This window comes from Streptomyces sp. Je 1-332 (assembly GCF_040730185.1).
Taxonomy (GTDB): Bacteria; Actinomycetota; Actinomycetes; order Streptomycetales; family Streptomycetaceae; genus Streptomyces.
The window spans coordinates 8,168,470-8,183,852 of record NZ_CP160402.1 but is presented as its reverse complement, the minus strand read 5'-3'; the positions used below and the strand labels follow the sequence as shown (position 1 = coordinate 8,183,852).

The 15,383-nt window shown below is 68.6% G+C and carries 13 protein-coding genes; 6 read left to right on the top strand and 7 right to left on the bottom strand.

The window, feature by feature from the left end; genetic code table 11:
* Window positions 1-14: 14 nt before the first annotated feature.
* Together ABXJ52_RS36995 and ABXJ52_RS36990 are read left to right on the top strand one after the other, a co-directional pair.
* Complete coding sequence (locus tag ABXJ52_RS36995; RefSeq protein WP_367048564.1) at window positions 15-632, top strand: helix-turn-helix domain-containing protein; 618 nt, start codon at window positions 15-17, stop codon at window positions 630-632.
* A 512-nt stretch (window positions 633-1,144) separates the two neighbouring features.
* On the top strand, window positions 1,145-2,770 hold the full coding sequence (locus tag ABXJ52_RS36990) for an MFS transporter (protein ID WP_367048562.1): 1,626 nt from the start codon (window positions 1,145-1,147) through the stop codon (window positions 2,768-2,770).
* 18 nt (window positions 2,771-2,788) lie between these two features.
* On the opposite strand, the gene ABXJ52_RS36985 is transcribed toward ABXJ52_RS36990, so the two are convergent.
* Together ABXJ52_RS36985 and ABXJ52_RS36980 are read right to left on the bottom strand one after the other, a co-directional pair.
* Window positions 2,789-3,502, bottom strand: coding sequence for an NAD(P)-binding domain-containing protein (locus tag ABXJ52_RS36985; RefSeq protein WP_367048560.1), 714 nt, complete (start codon window positions 3,500-3,502; stop codon window positions 2,789-2,791).
* A gap of 183 nt (window positions 3,503-3,685) precedes the next feature.
* The gene (locus tag ABXJ52_RS36980; RefSeq protein WP_367048557.1) at window positions 3,686-4,645 is read right to left on the bottom strand and encodes a YafY family protein; all 960 of its coding nucleotides are present in this window, start codon (window positions 4,643-4,645) and stop codon (window positions 3,686-3,688) included.
* 289 nt (window positions 4,646-4,934) lie between these two features.
* Between ABXJ52_RS36980 and ABXJ52_RS36975 the strand changes: the two genes are divergently transcribed.
* The gene (locus ABXJ52_RS36975; protein ID WP_367048555.1) at window positions 4,935-5,894 is read left to right on the top strand and encodes a Gfo/Idh/MocA family oxidoreductase; all 960 of its coding nucleotides are present in this window, start codon (window positions 4,935-4,937) and stop codon (window positions 5,892-5,894) included.
* Window positions 5,895-5,946: 52 nt separating this feature from the next.
* Entirely contained in the window at window positions 5,947-6,219 is a 273-nt protein-coding gene (locus ABXJ52_RS36970; protein ID WP_367048553.1) for a DUF4873 domain-containing protein, read from the top strand.
* Between the two features lie 65 nt (window positions 6,220-6,284).
* Here the strand turns inward: ABXJ52_RS36970 and ABXJ52_RS36965 are convergent, their stop codons facing one another.
* The 3 genes from ABXJ52_RS36965 to ABXJ52_RS36955 form a co-directional block, all read right to left on the bottom strand.
* Window positions 6,285-7,628, bottom strand: coding sequence for an MFS transporter (locus tag ABXJ52_RS36965; RefSeq protein ID WP_367048551.1), 1,344 nt, complete (start codon window positions 7,626-7,628; stop codon window positions 6,285-6,287).
* A 195-nt stretch (window positions 7,629-7,823) separates the two neighbouring features.
* The gene (locus ABXJ52_RS36960; protein WP_367048548.1) at window positions 7,824-9,587 is read right to left on the bottom strand and encodes a sulfatase; all 1,764 of its coding nucleotides are present in this window, start codon (window positions 9,585-9,587) and stop codon (window positions 7,824-7,826) included.
* A complete protein-coding gene (locus tag ABXJ52_RS36955) occupies window positions 9,584-10,153 on the bottom strand; it encodes a PadR family transcriptional regulator (RefSeq protein ID WP_367048545.1) in 570 nt (189 codons plus the stop codon). Before ABXJ52_RS36955 ends, ABXJ52_RS36960 begins: the two co-directional genes overlap by 4 nt.
* A 197-nt stretch (window positions 10,154-10,350) precedes the next feature.
* On the opposite strand from ABXJ52_RS36955, the gene ABXJ52_RS36950 reads away from it, so the two are divergent.
* Entirely contained in the window at window positions 10,351-11,193 is an 843-nt protein-coding gene (locus tag ABXJ52_RS36950; protein WP_367048542.1) for a formylglycine-generating enzyme family protein, read from the top strand.
* A 29-nt stretch (window positions 11,194-11,222) separates the two neighbouring features.
* Here ABXJ52_RS36950 and ABXJ52_RS36945 read toward each other — a convergent pair whose 3' ends face one another.
* Window positions 11,223-11,951 (bottom strand): SDR family oxidoreductase, encoded by a 729-nt coding sequence (locus ABXJ52_RS36945; protein WP_367048539.1) that lies wholly within the window; start codon window positions 11,949-11,951, stop codon window positions 11,223-11,225.
* 204 nt (window positions 11,952-12,155) lie between these two features.
* Complete coding sequence (locus ABXJ52_RS36940; protein WP_367048537.1) at window positions 12,156-13,376, bottom strand: acetylhydrolase; 1,221 nt, start codon at window positions 13,374-13,376, stop codon at window positions 12,156-12,158.
* Window positions 13,377-14,215: 839 nt separating this feature from the next.
* On the opposite strand from ABXJ52_RS36940, the gene ABXJ52_RS36935 reads away from it, so the two are divergent.
* Window positions 14,216-15,331: a PQQ-binding-like beta-propeller repeat protein gene (locus tag ABXJ52_RS36935; protein WP_367048535.1), complete on the top strand. Its 1,116-nt coding sequence runs from the start codon at window positions 14,216-14,218 to the stop codon at window positions 15,329-15,331.
* Window positions 15,332-15,383 lie beyond the last annotated feature (52 nt).

Below are 15,383 nucleotides of genomic sequence, written 5' to 3'. Positions count from 1 at the left end.
GGCAGGTGGGTCGAGTGGCCGAGGCCGCAGCTGGGGCGGGCAATGACCGTCCCGCCCGAGGACAGCTCCGCGCGGCGTTGATCGCCGAGAGTTTCGCGCTGCTCTCCGAGAAGGGGATGGCCGGCTTTTCCGTCGCCGAACTCGCCCGCAGGCTCAAGGTGAGCACCGCCGCCCCCTACCGCCACTTCCGCAACCGGGAGGCGCTGCTCGCCGTCGTCGCGGCGCAGGCCGCCGACGAGCTCACCCGCGCCATGGAGGCCGCCGCGCAGGCGGCCGGGCCCGACCCGGTCGACCGGCTCGCGGCCACCGCGGGGGCATACGCACGCCACGTGTCCGACCGCGGCGCCGGCCTCGACGTGATCTTCGCCCGGGAGCTGCGGCCCCTGCGCGACGCCGACCTGGCGCGGGCCGGCCGCCGACTGATGACGCTGCTGCTCGATCTCGCACGGCAGGCGGGCCACACCGACCCTTCCCAGGCACTGCTCCTGCTCGAACAGCTCTTCTGCCTGGCCCACGGCTACATCACCTTGGACGCGGAGGACTTCCTGACCCTCTCCCGCCACTCCCCCGAGGATGTCGCCACCCGCGCCACGCACGCGGCCACGGCGCTGCTGCGCGGCAACGCGATGTGAGCACCGGCCGGCAGCTGCGGGGGTGACTACTCGCCCGCCGACGGCTTCTGACAAGTTGAAGGTTGGTCGCCCATCCCAGAGCCGTGGGCAAGTGGGGTGACCCGACGAACTCAGTGGGCGCGCGCCACGGCGATGAGCCGAACCATCCAACCTGGGCCGGCAGAAATGCCGCGTGGGCGCGATGAGTTGGGGAGTTGGGGAGCTGGGCTGGCGTACGTTACGTGACAGGGTTGCTGAACTCCTTGACCTGGGACGGCAGTTATGGCTGCCACACGTGTCTCCGGGCGTCGCTCCCAGGAGTCGGCGTACCGGCGTCTCCGACTGCGTTGCGCCGGCTCCCATAGTGGGAATCACGTTCGCCGGCCTGCCCGGCGCTCAGGAGCCAGTGCCAGTTCTGCAGGGACGATCGCGCCGCTCAAAGGGCTGGTGATCTCCCTAGAGTCTCGCCCACCACAGCGGCGGGGATCCCGCGTAACGTGCGTGCGCCGCCAGTCGGGTACAGACTTGATCACATGGGTACCAAAAGGTCCCGGACGGTCTCCGCCGCCCCCTCGTCGGCGAGCGCGCCGAACCAGACTCTCGCGCTCGCGGCCATGCTGTTCGCGGTGTCGATGACGTTCATCGACCAGACCATCGTGTCCATCGCCGCGCCGGACATCATCGAGGAGCTCGGCCTGACATCCTCCGGGATGCAGTGGGTCATCAACGCGTATCTGCTCGCCCTCGCGGCCTTCTTCGCCCTCGGCGGCCGGCTCGCCGACCTCATCGGCAACCGCCGGATCATGCTGATCGGCACCCTCGTCTTCGTCATCTCATCAGTGCTCTGCGGGTGTGTCCCGAAAGGCGATTTCGCGCAGAGCTGGCTGATCATCTTCCGGGCCACCCAGGGACTGGGGGCTGCTCTGATGTTCCCCGCGGCGCTCGCCGTCGTGGTCAACGTCTTCCCGGTCGAGAAACGTGGGCGGGCGCTCGCCCTGTTCTTCGGGTTGTCCGGCGCCCTTACGGCCGTCGGCCCTCTGCTGGGCGGGTGGCTCACCGGGTGGACGTGGCGCGCGATCTTCTGGGTCAACGTCCCGGTCGCCGTGATCGCGCTCATCCTCACCTTCATGGCTCATGTCCCCAACGTGCGGCGGCCGGAGAAGCTCGACGTACGGGGAGCCGTGCTGGTCGCGGTGGGCATGGGACTGAGTGTGCTGGGTCTCCAGCAGGCCCAGGCCTGGGGCTGGAGCAGTGTGCTGACCTGGGTCTGCATCATCGGCGGCCTGGCAGTGCTCGCGGTGTTCGTCCGCTACGAGATGACGGTGGCTCAACCCCTGATCAAGATGCAGGTGTTCAGGGACAAGGCGTTCACGGTGGACAACCTCGTTTTGTTCTTCGCGATGCTCGCGTTCGTCCCGCTGTTCTTCTTCGCCTCCGTGTACGCCCAGGTCTCGCTCAGCGCCTCGCCGAATCAAGCGGCACTGTATTTGCTGTACTTCTTCGTGGGCTTCGCCATCGCCTCCCAGTGGGGCGGCCGAATTCTCGACAAGAGGGGCGCCCGACCGGCCCTGAAGATCGGCACGGCCCTCGGGGCGGTCGGCTTCGCGCTCTGGGCCGGCAAGCTGACCGATCTGTCCATGCACAACCAGTGGCCCTACGTGGCTCTGGCCGGCGCGGGCATCGGGTTCCTGCTGGCCCCCGCCTCCACAGACGCGGTCAACAGGGCCATCGGCGCCTCGTACGGCGAAGTCACCGGCATCACCCAGACGGTGCGCAACTTCGCGGCGAGCGTGGGCCTTGCCGTCTTCGGCACGATGCTCACGCACATGACCACCAACCGTGTGGCGGACACCCTGGAGAGCCGGGGCCTGTCGCCGGACGCAGCCCGGGACACCGGGCGTTCGGTGGCCGAGGCGGTCTCCGGGAACGCGGACGGCCGAGCTCCGACCGGGGACGGACCGGCGGCGACACGGATGCGTGAAGCGATGGGCGATATCCAGATGGACTTCGCCCAGGCCAACCAGTGGGTCTTCTACGGGATGGCCATCGCGCTCGGCATCGCGTTCCTGTGCGCGCTGCGCCATCCCGGATCACGCGTGACATCGGACTCCGTCGCCGCCGGTCCGGCCGGTACCGCTCGCGATGCGGCGTCGGAATGAGGAGCGACGGAACCTCCGTCAGCGGATGATCTTCACGCCGAAGCGACCGCCGAGAGCGAGACCGACGGCCGTGTGAAAGTGGGCGTACATCTCAAGGCCGCGGGCCGCAGCGAGGGGGCCGAGGTCGATGATGTCATTCCAGCCGTAGGCGTTCAGGAGCTCGCGGGCCGCGGTCTTGGCCCCCTCGTGGTCGCCGGCCAGGAACATGGTGTGGTCGCCCCCGGCGAACTCTCCCGGATCGACGACGGTCTCCTGTTCTTGGGTGACGAAGGTCTTGACGACGAAGGTATCGGGCAGGGCGCGCTGGATCTGCTCGGCGAGACTGTCGGTGTCGACGGGGTCCAGGCGCGGCATTTCACCCCAGGGCGTGGGCCAGGAGTGTTCCGGGTCGCCGGGCTGCTGGTAGACGTACGGGACCGCGTAGTCGATGAGGATCTTGCCTGTGAGGGCTCCGGCGGGAAGCGCGGTCAGCGCGGCGACTGCGTTCGCGCCGTCGATGCCGTTGATCACCAGTTCGCCCGCGTCGGCGGCTTCGGCGAACGTCGCCAGGGTCAGCTCGGGGTGGGCGGCGTGGAAGGCGGCGAAGGGTTCGGTTCCCATCATGTCGGGTTCGGTCCGCGCGAGAGTGGCCTCCGGATCGCGAGTGCCGACGATGACCTGGTGGCCGAGTGCGGACAAGCGGGCTGCGTGCTGACGGGCGCCTGCGCCGGTTCCGAGAATCGCGATCTTCATAGTGTTACTCCTGAGGGTGGGGGTGCTTGGGGGCTGCTTTGTGGGGTGGGGCTACTTGGGGACTGCTTGAGGGCTTGGGGGTGCTGCCTGTAGACAGGCGGCCCACTCGGCCACAAAAGAGACATTAGGCCCCTTTTAGGACACCTCGTGTCCTAAAAGAGCGGCCAGGCATGGTTCCGGGGCTCATCCAGCGGCGTCGAGGATGCGGTGGGCTTCCCTGCGCAGGTGATCGCGGACGGCGTCGTCGGCATCCAGGGTGTACTCGGCACCGAGGCCGGCGAGGATCTGGGCGATCCCTGGGAGGTGGTCGCCGGAGCAGTCGACCGTGCAGGAGTGGGGACCGGTCGGTTGAATGCGGTCGGCCAAGGCCCAGGTTCGGCGACGTACGGCGTCGGCGGGCTCCCGGAGGGTCGCGATCGCCCGGTAGCGCACCGGCGCGGAGGCGATCTTCCTTGCCACGTAGGCGGCGGGATCCTCGCCTGGCACGGGGCGGGGTGTGTAGTGGCGGCGGGTCGGCGTCAGGTCGCCGATGCGGTCGAGGCGGTAGACGCGCCAGTCTTCGCGGGCGTGGTCGTGGGCGAGGAGGTACCACAGGCCGCCGGAGGAGACGAGGTGGTGCGGGTCGACGCGCCGGTCGGCACCGTGGCCGCTGCGGGTGGTGTACGCGAAGGTCACGGTCTCTCGGTCACGGCAGGCGGCGGCCAGTGCGGCCAGGGTCGCCGGGTCGGTGCGAGGGCCGCGGCGCTCCCATTCGATGGTGGCCGTCGCCTGCTGCAGGGCTGCGACCTGCGAGCGCAGACGCATCGGCAGAACCTGTTCGAGTTTGGCGAGGGCGCGCAGCGTGGTCTCCTCCATGCCGGTGAGCTGGCCCGCGGCGGTGCGCAGGGCGACGGCGGTGGCGGTCGCCTCGTCGTCGTCGAGGATCAGCGGCGGCATCGCGGCACCCGCGGCCAGGCGGTAGCCGCCGGCATGGCCTGTGGTGCCCTCGACGGGATAGTCGAGTTCGCGCAGGCGGTCGATGTCGCGGCGCACCGTGCGGGCGGTGACGTCGAGCCGTTCCGCGAGTTCGGCACCCGACCACTCGCGGCGCGTCTGCAACAGAGACAGCAAGCGGAGCATCCGGGCGGGAAGGTCGGTCGTCATGTCTCCAGAATGACGCCCTTTACGGACGCAGGGTGTCCTAAAAGGACCTTAGCGTCTGAGGCGTGGGCGAGAACCACCTGTCCGAAACGCGTCTAGTGCGGTGGATCTGCGCAGGTGGGCGGCGCTTGTCGTGGTCCTGATCGCCTCCCACGGAGGCGGTCTGCATGACTCGCACACACCGACCCGTCCGCCCGGCGTCACGGCTGCGGCCGTGGCCGTGGCCGTGGCCTTGGCCTTGGCCGTGGCCTTGGCCGTGCCAGGATCCCCCGCCATCCGAAAAGGAAGAATCATGAAGATCGCCCTGCTGGGAACCAACTTCGGTCAGGCGCACGCCGCCGTCTACGCCGCCCGCGCCGACGTGGAGGTGGTGATGTTCGGCCGCGACCCGCAGAAGACCGCACATACGGCCGGCCAGTTCGGGTTCGCCTCCTCCACCGATGTGGACGCCGCGTTCACAGACCCCTCGTACGACCTGGTGGACATCTGCTTGCCCGTTCCCCTGCACGCCGCGTACGTGCTGCGCGCCCTGGAAGCGGGCAAGCACGCCTTGGTCGAGCTGCCCCTGGCCGGCGACATCGAGGACGCCAAGCGCGTCACCGCGGCGGCGGCGCGCAGCGACAAGCACGTCTTCGTGGACATGTTCGAGCGGTTCATCCCGGCCAATCAGGCCCTGTTCGACGCGGTGAACGAGGGCGCCTACGGGCGGCTGGAACAGCTCACCCTGTGGAACATGACCGCTCCCCTGTGGCCGGGTGCCTCACTCGGGCTGAAGGCCCTGCCGCTGGAGGCCATGCACAGCGACATGGACATCATCACGCGCGCCCTCGGACTGCCTCAGGACGTCACCGTGACCACTGTGGCGCGCGACAAGGACTCCGCCGCCATCGAGGCCGTCTTCGGTTTTGACGACGCGACAGCTCGCAGTTCCATCTCCTCTCTGATGCCCGAGGCATGGGGAGCTCGTGGCGGCTACACAGCCACGTTCGCTCACGGCGTCCTGGATGCCACCTCCACGATGGGCTTCGACGGCAAACCTTCCGGCACCGTCACCGCCTATACCGCCGACGGGCCGCGTGTGCTGGACCTCCCGTCGGCAGACCAGTACACCGGCATGATCGACCACGTCATGGCCGTACTCCGTGGCCAGGCCGAGAACCAGATCTCCCCTGCCAGCGTGCTGGAAGCTCTCCATCTCACCCTCGACATCGACCAGCGGGTCAATCGAAAGCGGGTCGACAGTCCACGCTGAAGGCTCACAGCGGAGACGGAGTCGTCGTTGATTCTTCGGGCAGGCTGGACGCATGAACGACATCTACGAAGGCCCAGTCACACTCGTCATCAGCGGAGAGGCCACCGAGGTGATGGCCGCCCTGCAAGCCGTCGACCACGGAGCGTCCAGGACCTGGTCGGGCGTGGTTCACGCCGACGGGCTGCAGGCATCCTTCTGGGCCGCAGTGCAGAGCAGCAGCGTCACGATCCGCATGCCCGACGGCAGTCAGGGCACCGCCCGGATCGACATGGACGCGGAGAGCGGGAGCGCCACGGTCACGGGCCACGGCCCGGCGCCCTTCTGAGTAGGCCCCTTTCGGACTGCGGGCCCCCGGCAGGACTGGCGGTGCGTCCGCCTGCCTCGCCCGGGTCAGCTGCTGTGCCCGAGCGCCTGTTCGCGTCGGGCGCGCAGCTCCCGCTGGACGCGGGCCACGTCGTCGGCGTAGGGGCGGTAGAGGAGCGTAAGGAAAGCGCCGTTGATCAGCATGAGGATCACGAGAGCCCACAGGAAGACCGTGCGCAGGCCGATGGCGTCACCGAGGAAGCCGGCGCCGAGGCTGAATGCGGCCCAGGCGATCGCTTCGAAGATGGAGACGTAGAGCGCGAAGGCAGCGCCTCGCAGTTCGGGTGGGGTGATGGCCATGACCATGGGCCGGTTGATGCTGGGGTTGACTCCCTGCGTGGCGCCCATGAGGGCGAAGAAGACGCCGAACAAGGCGATGCTGCCGTGGTCGAACTGCGTACCGAAGAAGGCGACGAGCGCGAAGACGAACTGGGCCGCCTGGAGCACCGCCACCAGCCCGCGGCGCGGGCTTCGCCGGGTGGCCCAGTCGGCCGCGACACCGCCCAGAAGCGTGCCCAGGAAGTAGCCGATGCCGAAGGGCAGCAGCACGATCGACGCCTTCTGCGTGCTGAATCCGTACTCGTCCACCAGGAAGACCACTCCGAAGGTGCCCACCAGGAGGTGGCCCGAGAGGAGTCGTGAGACCAGGAGGAACACCAGGCTTCGTATCTTGAGCAGTGAAAGCGCCTTGTCCCAGGTGAGCTTGGAGTGAGCGTCCCGCGTGGCGCGGTCGAGGTCGGCCAGCTGCTGCTCGGCCGCTCCTCGTCCCGGGTCGCGGAACCAGGCCCACAGGCCGATGCCGAGCAGGATGTTGAAGGTGCCGATGCCCCACAGGCCCCAGCGCCAGCCCTCGTCGACGCCTGCCAGTTGGCCTTTGAGCGGTCCGATCCCGGCGCTGATCAGGGAGACCGCGCCGTAGACCACGCCGACCGCACGGCCACGCGACGATCCGCCGAAGAGGTCGCCGATCAGCTCGGTGATGATGGGGTGTGCGGCAGCGTAGCCCGCCGCCAGAATGGTGTAGAGGACGAGGAGTTGGGTGAAGTTCTGCGAGAAGCCCGCGGCTACGCCCCAGACCCCCCACAGCCCGGTGGCCACCACGAGGACGCTCTTGCGCGACCAGCGTTGCGCGGCCCACACCCAGAAGGGCCCGGTGAACGCGCCCACGATCTTGCCGGATGCGGTCAGTATCCCCAGTGCGCCGAGCGAGACCCCGAGGGACTGGCGGATCAGCGGGAACAGGCTGCTGACGAGACTCGCCTCGGTGCTGTCGACCAGCATGGTGCCGCCGAGCAGGGACAGCTGTCGCCAGCGCCCTTTGACCCGGACCTCGGCTGTGGGTATGGCGGTGCTCTGGCTAAGCTCGGTCATCGCGCCGTCTCGTTTCTCTGCGATTTTCTTGGCGGGAGATCTGCGGGGAGGGAGAAGGCCACATGCCGGTGGCGGGGCGGCAACCCCGTCACCGGCTCAAGCGGCTCTGCGACGTTGTGAGTTGTGGGTGGTACGTCGTGCGACTTGATGCTCAGAGTTGTGCGACTCGCAGCTCAGAGTTGTGCGAGTCGCAGCTCAGAGTTGCGACAGTTCCTCGGCGACACGGCGGAGATCCCGCGCCGGGAACAGTGCTCCCGCCATCGCGGCGACATCGATGAGCGGTGTGGCGCCCAGCATCTGGAGGAGCTCGGAGTCGACGACACCGGGCAGGTGCCTGCGCACCACCTCGACGGCCACCGGGTCGGAGAGCAACGCGTTGAGCGGCGTACGCAGCGAGAGGCGCCCCTCGGGGTAGTCCTCGGCGCGGGGCAGCGGCATGGCGGAGCGTTCCGCCTGCGCACGCTGGGACCGGACCAGCAGATGCTTCGGTGTCACCGGCCCTTCGGCGGGCAGCCCGAGGCGTTCGTACTGGCTGGGCGGCGCGTCCTCGGCCCGCATGAGCCGCACCATCAAGGTGGCCATGCGTAGTTCGGCGGCATCGTCGACCAGGGGCGAAAGCTGCTCGGGGTCGCTCTCCAGGTCGAAGAGGAGCGTGCCGTGATGGTAGGGGTTGATCAGGGTGCGGCCGGGCACGCGCACGGTTCGGACGTTCTTGGTGAAATCGAAGGGCTCGGCCAGTTCCAGGTCCACGAGTTCGGCGGGCGTGAAGCGGCCCCGCATGTGCGTCGGCATCAGGGTGTGCTCGAAGAGGGGGGCGCTGTCGGGCGAGGCGGGGGCCCGCATGTAGACGTACCGCCCGTCCGTGACGTTGACGTGTCCTCCGTGGATGCCGAAGAGGCCCGCCTCCCGCACAGGTGTGTCCTCGGCGATCGGCAGTGGTTCGCCGCGCATGTCGCGCGGGCGGCCGACACCGAAGAACTCCAGGAACGTCGGGGCCAGATCGACGGTCTGCACGAGTGCCTCGCGCCGGGCTCCGGCAGTGGCCGCGCGCGGGTCCCAGGCGAAGAGCGGCAGATGGACGAGTTCGTTGAACCACGGCTGGACACTCTTGCCCCACCAGCCCTTCTCGCCGAGCAGGAGCCCGTGGTCGGTGCAGACGACCAGCAGCGTGTCGTCCCACAACTCCAGTTCGTCCATGGCGTCCAGGACGCGGCCCAGCGAGTGGTCGCACATGGACAGGAGCGCCGCGTACTCGAACCGGCCGTGCGCGACCTGGTCGTCGCTCTCCACGACTTTCTTGTAGTCGGGCCAGTCGAAGTGCGGGCCTTGGTAGTCGTGCGGGTAGAGGTCCTTGTACGGCTGGTGGCTGAAGAACGGCTCGTGCGGGTCGAACGTCTCGATCTGCACGAACCACCGGTCGGCGTCGGCGTAGGTACGCACGAACTCCAGGCCGGCATCGAACGTGAGCGTCTGGGGATGCCGGTCTTCCGTCGCCATGTGGGGTCGGTTCACCCAGTCCTGGCGGTAGGCGCCGAAGCGTACCTTCTTCAGATCCTCGGGTATGACGGGGTCGGCCACCTGTCCCTTCCACGGGTCGCCCTCCTGGCCGCGGAAGAACTCCCAGGTGTTGTAGCGGCCGTGGTAGGTGGCGCCGCCGTCCTCCCAGTAGTGCGGATGGTCGCTGACGAGGTGGGTGTAGACGCCGTTCTGCTTGAGCAGTTCGGGCATGGAGTCGTCGAACGGCTCCAGCGGCCCCCAGCTGCGGTGCAGGAAATTGTGCCGTCCGGTGTGGATCTCGCGGCGGGCCGGCATGCACGGCATGGAACCCGCGTACGCGTTGTCGAAGGTGACGGCCCGCTCGGCGAGGCGGGCGAAGTTCGGCGCGTGGGTCCAGTCGGCCCCGTAGGGCGGCAGCATGTGCCGGTTGAGGCTGTCGAACATCACCATGATGGCTCTCATCGAACGGGCTTCCCTTCGGTCAGGTCGCGCCGGGTCTGTTCCAGCCAGGCGACCCAGCGGTCCATGGCCGCCGCACCGAGCCCGTGCAGCGCGTTGTGGATCTGCAGGTCCAGCTCCGCGTCGAGGCCGGGCGCCGGGTCCTCGTAGCGCAAGGTGCGGTCCCGGCCCCGGTTCTCGGCGATCTGCTTGCGGCGGTAGTCGAGTTCGGTCCCGACGAGCCGAATCGCCGCGTCCCGTTCGAGCGGGCCCGCGATGCTGAACCGGGCGAGGAAGTCGATCTCCTGGAAGCGGCTTGGCGGCTCGTAGGGCGAGCGCACCCAGTCCAGGAGGACCTCGTGACCGCGCGGCGTGAGCCGGTACACCTTGGCGTCAGGGCGGCCCTCGCGGGCGTCGACCTCGTGCCGCACCCAGCCGTCGGCCTCCATCTGCCCGAGCTTGCGGTAGATCTGGCTGTGGTGCGCCCGCGCCCACAGGAACCGCCCTTCGGTCTCCAGCCACTTGCGCAGGTCGTAGCCGCTGTAGGGGCGACGGACCAGCAGGCCGAGCAGGACGTATTCGAACTTCACAGGCGCGGACTCCCGGTAACGGAACGAAGGAACGACGGGGCGGCGGAGCCAGGAGCCGAGAACGCGGCGCCTATGTGTGACTTCACCTATGTGCGAATTCATATACTCGCGCCATGGAGACGTCAATGGGATGTTGCGCACCAGTCACCCGGACCCGCCCGTACGGTCCGCGCCCCGCACCGGCCGCCGACCCACCCGTGCACGACCAAGTGAGCCTTTCCGGCGGTGGGTTCCTGATGGGCGACGCCTTCGACGAGGGGTATGCGGCGGACGGCGAACAGCCCGTGCACGCGGTACGCGTCGCACCCTTCGCCATCGATGTCACGACGGTGACCGTGGCGATGTACGAGTCTTTCGTCGGCGACACCGGGTATGTGACCGTCGCCGAGCGAGAGCGCAGCTCGGCTGTGTTCCACCTCGCGGTCGCCGCCGACAGGACCGACGTCCGCGGGGCCGATCCGGCCACCCCCTGGTGGCTTGATGTCCGGGGAGCGGACTGGCGCCACCCTCATGGACCGCTGTCGGCGGCGGAGCCGGAGCATCCTGTGGTGCACGTGGCCTGGGAGGACGCCATGGCCTATTGCGCGTGGGCGGGCCGCCGCCTGCCCACGGAAGCCGAATGGGAGTACGCGGCCCGCGGCGGCCTCGAAGGCCGCCGCTTCGCCTGGGGTGACGAACTCACCCCCGCGAGGCGCTGGTTGTGCAACATCTGGCAGGGGCCGTTCCCCCACGCCAACACCACGGCCGACGGCTGGCTCGCGACCGCGCCCGTACGCACGTATCCGCCCAACGGTCTCGGTCTGTACGAGGTCGCCGGAAACGTGTGGGAGTGGTGCGCGGACTGGTTCGCTCCCGACTACTACGCCCACTCCCCCGCAGTCGATCCTCCAGGCCCCCGCGAGGGAGAGCGTCGCGTCATGCGCGGCGGTTCCTACTTGTGCCATGCCTCCTATTGCCACCGCTACCGGGTGGCGGCCCGCTCGGCCAACACCCCCGCCTCCAGCAGCGGCAACTGCGGGTTCCGTACAGTCAGTGCGTGAAGGCGCGCTACCCCCAATCGGCCCATCAATCAGACCTGTTCGAAGTGGAACGCCTTGATGAAGCAGTCTCGGGGCTGGGCGACTGCGAAGAGGACGCACTCCACGAGTGACTGCGCGGTGAGGGCGTCCTTGGCCTCACGCGGTGTCGTCTCCCACTCATCGGAGAGCGGGTCGGGGTTGTCGAAGTCGGGCGGATAGAGGGAGATCACCCGGACCCCCTGCGGTCGCAGGCGCTTGGAGAGGATCTCGGCGAACCCCGCCTGTGCGCTCTTGGCGGCGTAGAAGGCGTCGTGTGCGTCCGAGCGGTGATGGCCGGCTGTTCCGCAGGCGGAGACCATGGTCACCACATCCGGCTTGTCCGAGTTGAGCAGGAGAGGGAGGAAGTTCTTCACGGTCAGTACGGTGCCGGTGGCGCCGGACGCGATGGTGTCGACGACGTCGGTGTCCGAGGCGGTCAGGAGGTCTGGGCCATCGAGGTAGCGGGAGCCGTTGTTGATCAGCACGTCGATGCGGTTGGTGTGCCGGGCGACGCCCGCAGCGAAGTCGCGGATCGAGGCGGCTTGCGTCAGGTCGCAGGCGAAGGCGTGTACCTGGTGGTGCCCTCGGTCGCGCATCTCGTCGCGGACCCGCTCTGCAGCGTCGAGAGTGCGCGCGGAGAGGAAGACCTCGGCGCCGAGGTCCGCGAGACGAATGGCCAAAGTGCGTCCGAAATCGCGGCCGGCGGCGGTGATGACCACGCGGTGGTTGTCGAATCTCATGTTGGTGTCCCTGGTTCATGGATCGGATGTTGCGGTGAAGTACGGCGGCTGCCCTCTGGCGCGTCGGCGGCACAGCCTCCGGCGGCTGCTCGCTGCCATGAGACGGCGACGATGATGTCGATGCCGAGGGCGCGGGCGGGGCCCCGCGGTGCGCAGCTTGGCCGAGGCGGTTCAAATAGAACTCGGCCCAGTCGTCCCGCTTCCTCAAGGGAGGAACGTCACGGCGGGAAAGGCCGGGGACGGCCCGTCGAGCAGGTGCCCCCGGCGGTGGCGCAGGTGTTCGTCGAAGAATGCGAGCGGGTACGCCTGCTGGATCTTCACCGCCTGGCCGGGATCGAGGGTGCCGATCACGTCCTGGAGCTGCTGCTCGCTCCACCCGAACCGCTTCGCCACCTGGGCGAACAGCGCCTCATTGTCGCCGTACGAGATATGGGCGGCGCCCCGGGCCCGGATGTCCAGCCGCCAGCCCCGCAGATGTGACCAGAACGCGGCGACCTCGGGGTCCGTGGCCCGGGTGAACTCGGCGGACATCATCATGAACGGCCGGTCCAGGTCACCGGCGAGCGGCGGATTCATCTGCATGGGACCGTCGAGGCTCAGACCGGCCCGGATGCGGTCGTCCGCGAGCATGGCGCAGGCGGTGGCCGTCCCGCCCTTCGACCAGCCGAACGCGCCCACGCGCCGGGGGTCGAGGGAGCCGAGCAGCCGGGCGGGCAGCTCGCGCCGGTCGGCGTCCGGGTTGTGCCCCGCGGCGAGCTGCTCGACGCAGTCGAGGACGAAGCGCAGGTCAGCGGCGAAGTCTCCGGGGAGCGTCGGCGCCTTCGGATCACGGAGCGGGACGGCGACCTTGCCGTCGGGGAACTCGGTGTAGGTGTCGTACTGGTGAGCCACCGTCACCACCGCGAAGCCGCGGCTGGCCAGCTCCTGGACCATGATGGTGTGGTCGCCCTGGTGGCTGTGCGCGCCGTGCGAGAACACGACGACAGGCAGGCGTCGGCCCGACCGCAGTACCGGAGCGCCCACGTGCCCGGCGGTGAGCGGTGCCACGGAGGCAAGAGCACCGTACCCCGCGTCATCGAAGAACGCCTGAAGAGCACGGGCCGGCATCCAGGGCGCCACCGGGTAGTGCTCGACGTCCCGGGCGGGGTACCAGACGGTGGCCATCAACTCCCGGTAGCGCCCGGGGCCCGCGATGTCGTCGGGGCGTGACCGGTCGACGAGGTGCAGTGGGACCGTGCCCACCGGGTGCGGCCCGGTGGGCAGGGGCAACGTGAGCCGCTCCGGGGCGGGGGCGGGCATGCCCGGGTCCGCCCACGCGGGGCTTGCGATGGCGGTGAGCGGCACGGCGGCCCCGGCGGCCAGCGCGGCTCCCAGCATGCGGCGGCGTGTCAGGCTCCTGTGGGCGGCGAACGGCGAGACGGTCATGCGACCTCCGTGTCACGGATCGTCAATCGTGCCGCCACGGCCGGTCCGTGGGCACCTCGAAACGCTGTCACATGCCCCTCCGTACGGCATCGGTCCATGGGTTTACGTCCCGAGGCCGATGCGGTCCGCAAGGTGATCCTGCGTTGCCAGACCGGCACACGGGAAACGGGGCGGGCCGTCGACGTTTTGTCTACCAGCCCAGGTGGGGGGTGCGAGAAAAACAACGGACCGCTGAGATGACTGGGACCTGGCCGAAGGTGACGGGCGAGACAGCGGCACTCGCGTTCACCGTCTCGCCACGCGTTTGGCCAGGAGTCCGATCGGACCTTGCACCCCGTCAGGAGATCTGTGTACGTGAAAAGCGGACCTGCGTCGCCCCAACCACGATGGCCGGCAGCACGGCTGGGCGTAGAGGGCAGAGCGCGGGAGAGCCTGCTGGAGGGAGTTCTTCCGTGAGCCGGCCTCCAGAAGCTGAAGGTTTTGGGCCGCCTCCGCCCCCGTTCGAACCAGCGCCCGCGCCCCTGCCCCCGAAGTCGGGAGGCGACGGCCCCCCGACTTCGCGGCGGAAACTGCTGCTTACGGCCCTCGTGCTCGTCCTGCTCTGCGGTGTGGGGGTCGGTGTCGTTCAGTCGCGCGGCACGGAGAAGGGGGACGCCAGGGGTCCCTCAGCGGGCCCGCAAGCCCCGACACCGTCCGCTCCCGCCACGTCCTCGGCCCCACCGCAGAGGGACTACAACAAGGGCCGTAAGGCAGGCGAGGCACGAACTCTGTGGTACGCGGAAAGCCCCACGGTCCCCGGCCGAGGTGCGGACAGCCCCGGGATGTGGGGGCTGGGTGACGTGCTGGTCAAAGCGACGTACAAAACGGTGTACGCCTTCGACGCGAACACGGGCAGCGCAGCCTGGCCGAAGGGGCACCTGAAACTTCCCCATGCGATTTGCGGCGCCTCGCACACATCGAGCGATGACGGCAAGATCGTCGTCGCCTACTACGACTCCGAGCGCGAGACTCGAACCTGCAACCAGTTGATGCAACTTGATCTGACGACGGGGTCACGCGGCTGGACCGTCAAGATTCCTAACGAACACGGCATGGACATCATGACCAGGCAGGACCTGGTCATCAGCGGAGACATTGTCACCGCCACCCGCATCGGTGGGAACAGCGCCTTCGCCATCGAAGACGGCGAGAAGGTGTTCGGCATGCTCGACCTCAAGGACGGCTGCCGTCCATCAGGCTTCGCAGGCGGGCAGAGACTGGTGGCCTTCGTGAACTGCGGAAGCGCCGAACCATACGACTACCAGGTTCAGGAGATCGACCCCGCCACCGGCAAGGCCCGTTGGACACACAGTTTTCCCAAAGGTGAGACCCCGTACGGCGTCTACAGCCTGGACCCCCTTGTCATCAACGTATCCACGCAGGCGCGCACCAAGGTCCGAGTGACTGTCCTCGGCGACAAGGGAAAACCTCGATCCCATTTCGCCCTCAGCGATGAGGTGGACCCGGGCTGCACTTCAGCAGACATGCCGGACTCCTCCTATCAGTCATGTCCCAACGCGCTGATCGAGGGCAACACGCTCTACCTGCCGCAGACCTCTTCCGACGTCGGCACCAGGAGCGCCCTCATCGGACTTGACCTGCGCACGGGCAAGGAGCGCAGCAAAGTCCCCTCCCCCGACGACGGCGCCCTGCAGCCCATCCGGGTGGAGGGGGACGTGATGCTCGTCTACGCAGGCGCTACCCGCACCCGGGCTGGAGCTCTTCTTTCCGTCCCCCTCACCGGTGGCGAACCGACCGCCCTGCTGCGGCTTCCGCACGCGACCCGGCTCACCCAGCGTGCCTACGACCAAGTCAGGACATCGCCGGGCGGAGGCCTTCTCGTACTCACTCTCGGGTCCATCCCAGGAGACGAGGACCGAGATCCGCCTCCCCAGATCATGACGTTCGGCCCATGAGGAGTGACGTGCGGCCCGTGAGGAGTGAGGAGCTGACCCGCCGCGGGACACG

Excerpts from the sequence above, each read along its gene's own strand:
- ABXJ52_RS36990 (WP_367048562.1), top strand. The coding sequence starts at position 1,145 with ATGGGTACCAAAAGGTCCCGGACGGTCTCCGCCGCCCCCTCGTCGGCG.
- ABXJ52_RS36985 (WP_367048560.1), bottom strand. The coding sequence starts at position 3,502 with ATGAAGATCGCGATTCTCGGAACCGGCGCAGGCGCCCGTCAGCACGCA.
- ABXJ52_RS36980 (WP_367048557.1), bottom strand. The coding sequence starts at position 4,645 with ATGACGACCGACCTTCCCGCCCGGATGCTCCGCTTGCTGTCTCTGTTG.
- ABXJ52_RS36975 (WP_367048555.1), top strand. The coding sequence starts at position 4,935 with ATGAAGATCGCCCTGCTGGGAACCAACTTCGGTCAGGCGCACGCCGCC.
- ABXJ52_RS36970 (WP_367048553.1), top strand. The coding sequence starts at position 5,947 with ATGAACGACATCTACGAAGGCCCAGTCACACTCGTCATCAGCGGAGAG.
- ABXJ52_RS36965 (WP_367048551.1), bottom strand. The coding sequence starts at position 7,628 with ATGACCGAGCTTAGCCAGAGCACCGCCATACCCACAGCCGAGGTCCGG.
- ABXJ52_RS36960 (WP_367048548.1), bottom strand. The coding sequence starts at position 9,587 with ATGAGAGCCATCATGGTGATGTTCGACAGCCTCAACCGGCACATGCTG.
- ABXJ52_RS36945 (WP_367048539.1), bottom strand. The coding sequence starts at position 11,951 with ATGAGATTCGACAACCACCGCGTGGTCATCACCGCCGCCGGCCGCGAT.
- ABXJ52_RS36940 (WP_367048537.1), bottom strand. The coding sequence starts at position 13,376 with ATGACCGTCTCGCCGTTCGCCGCCCACAGGAGCCTGACACGCCGCCGC.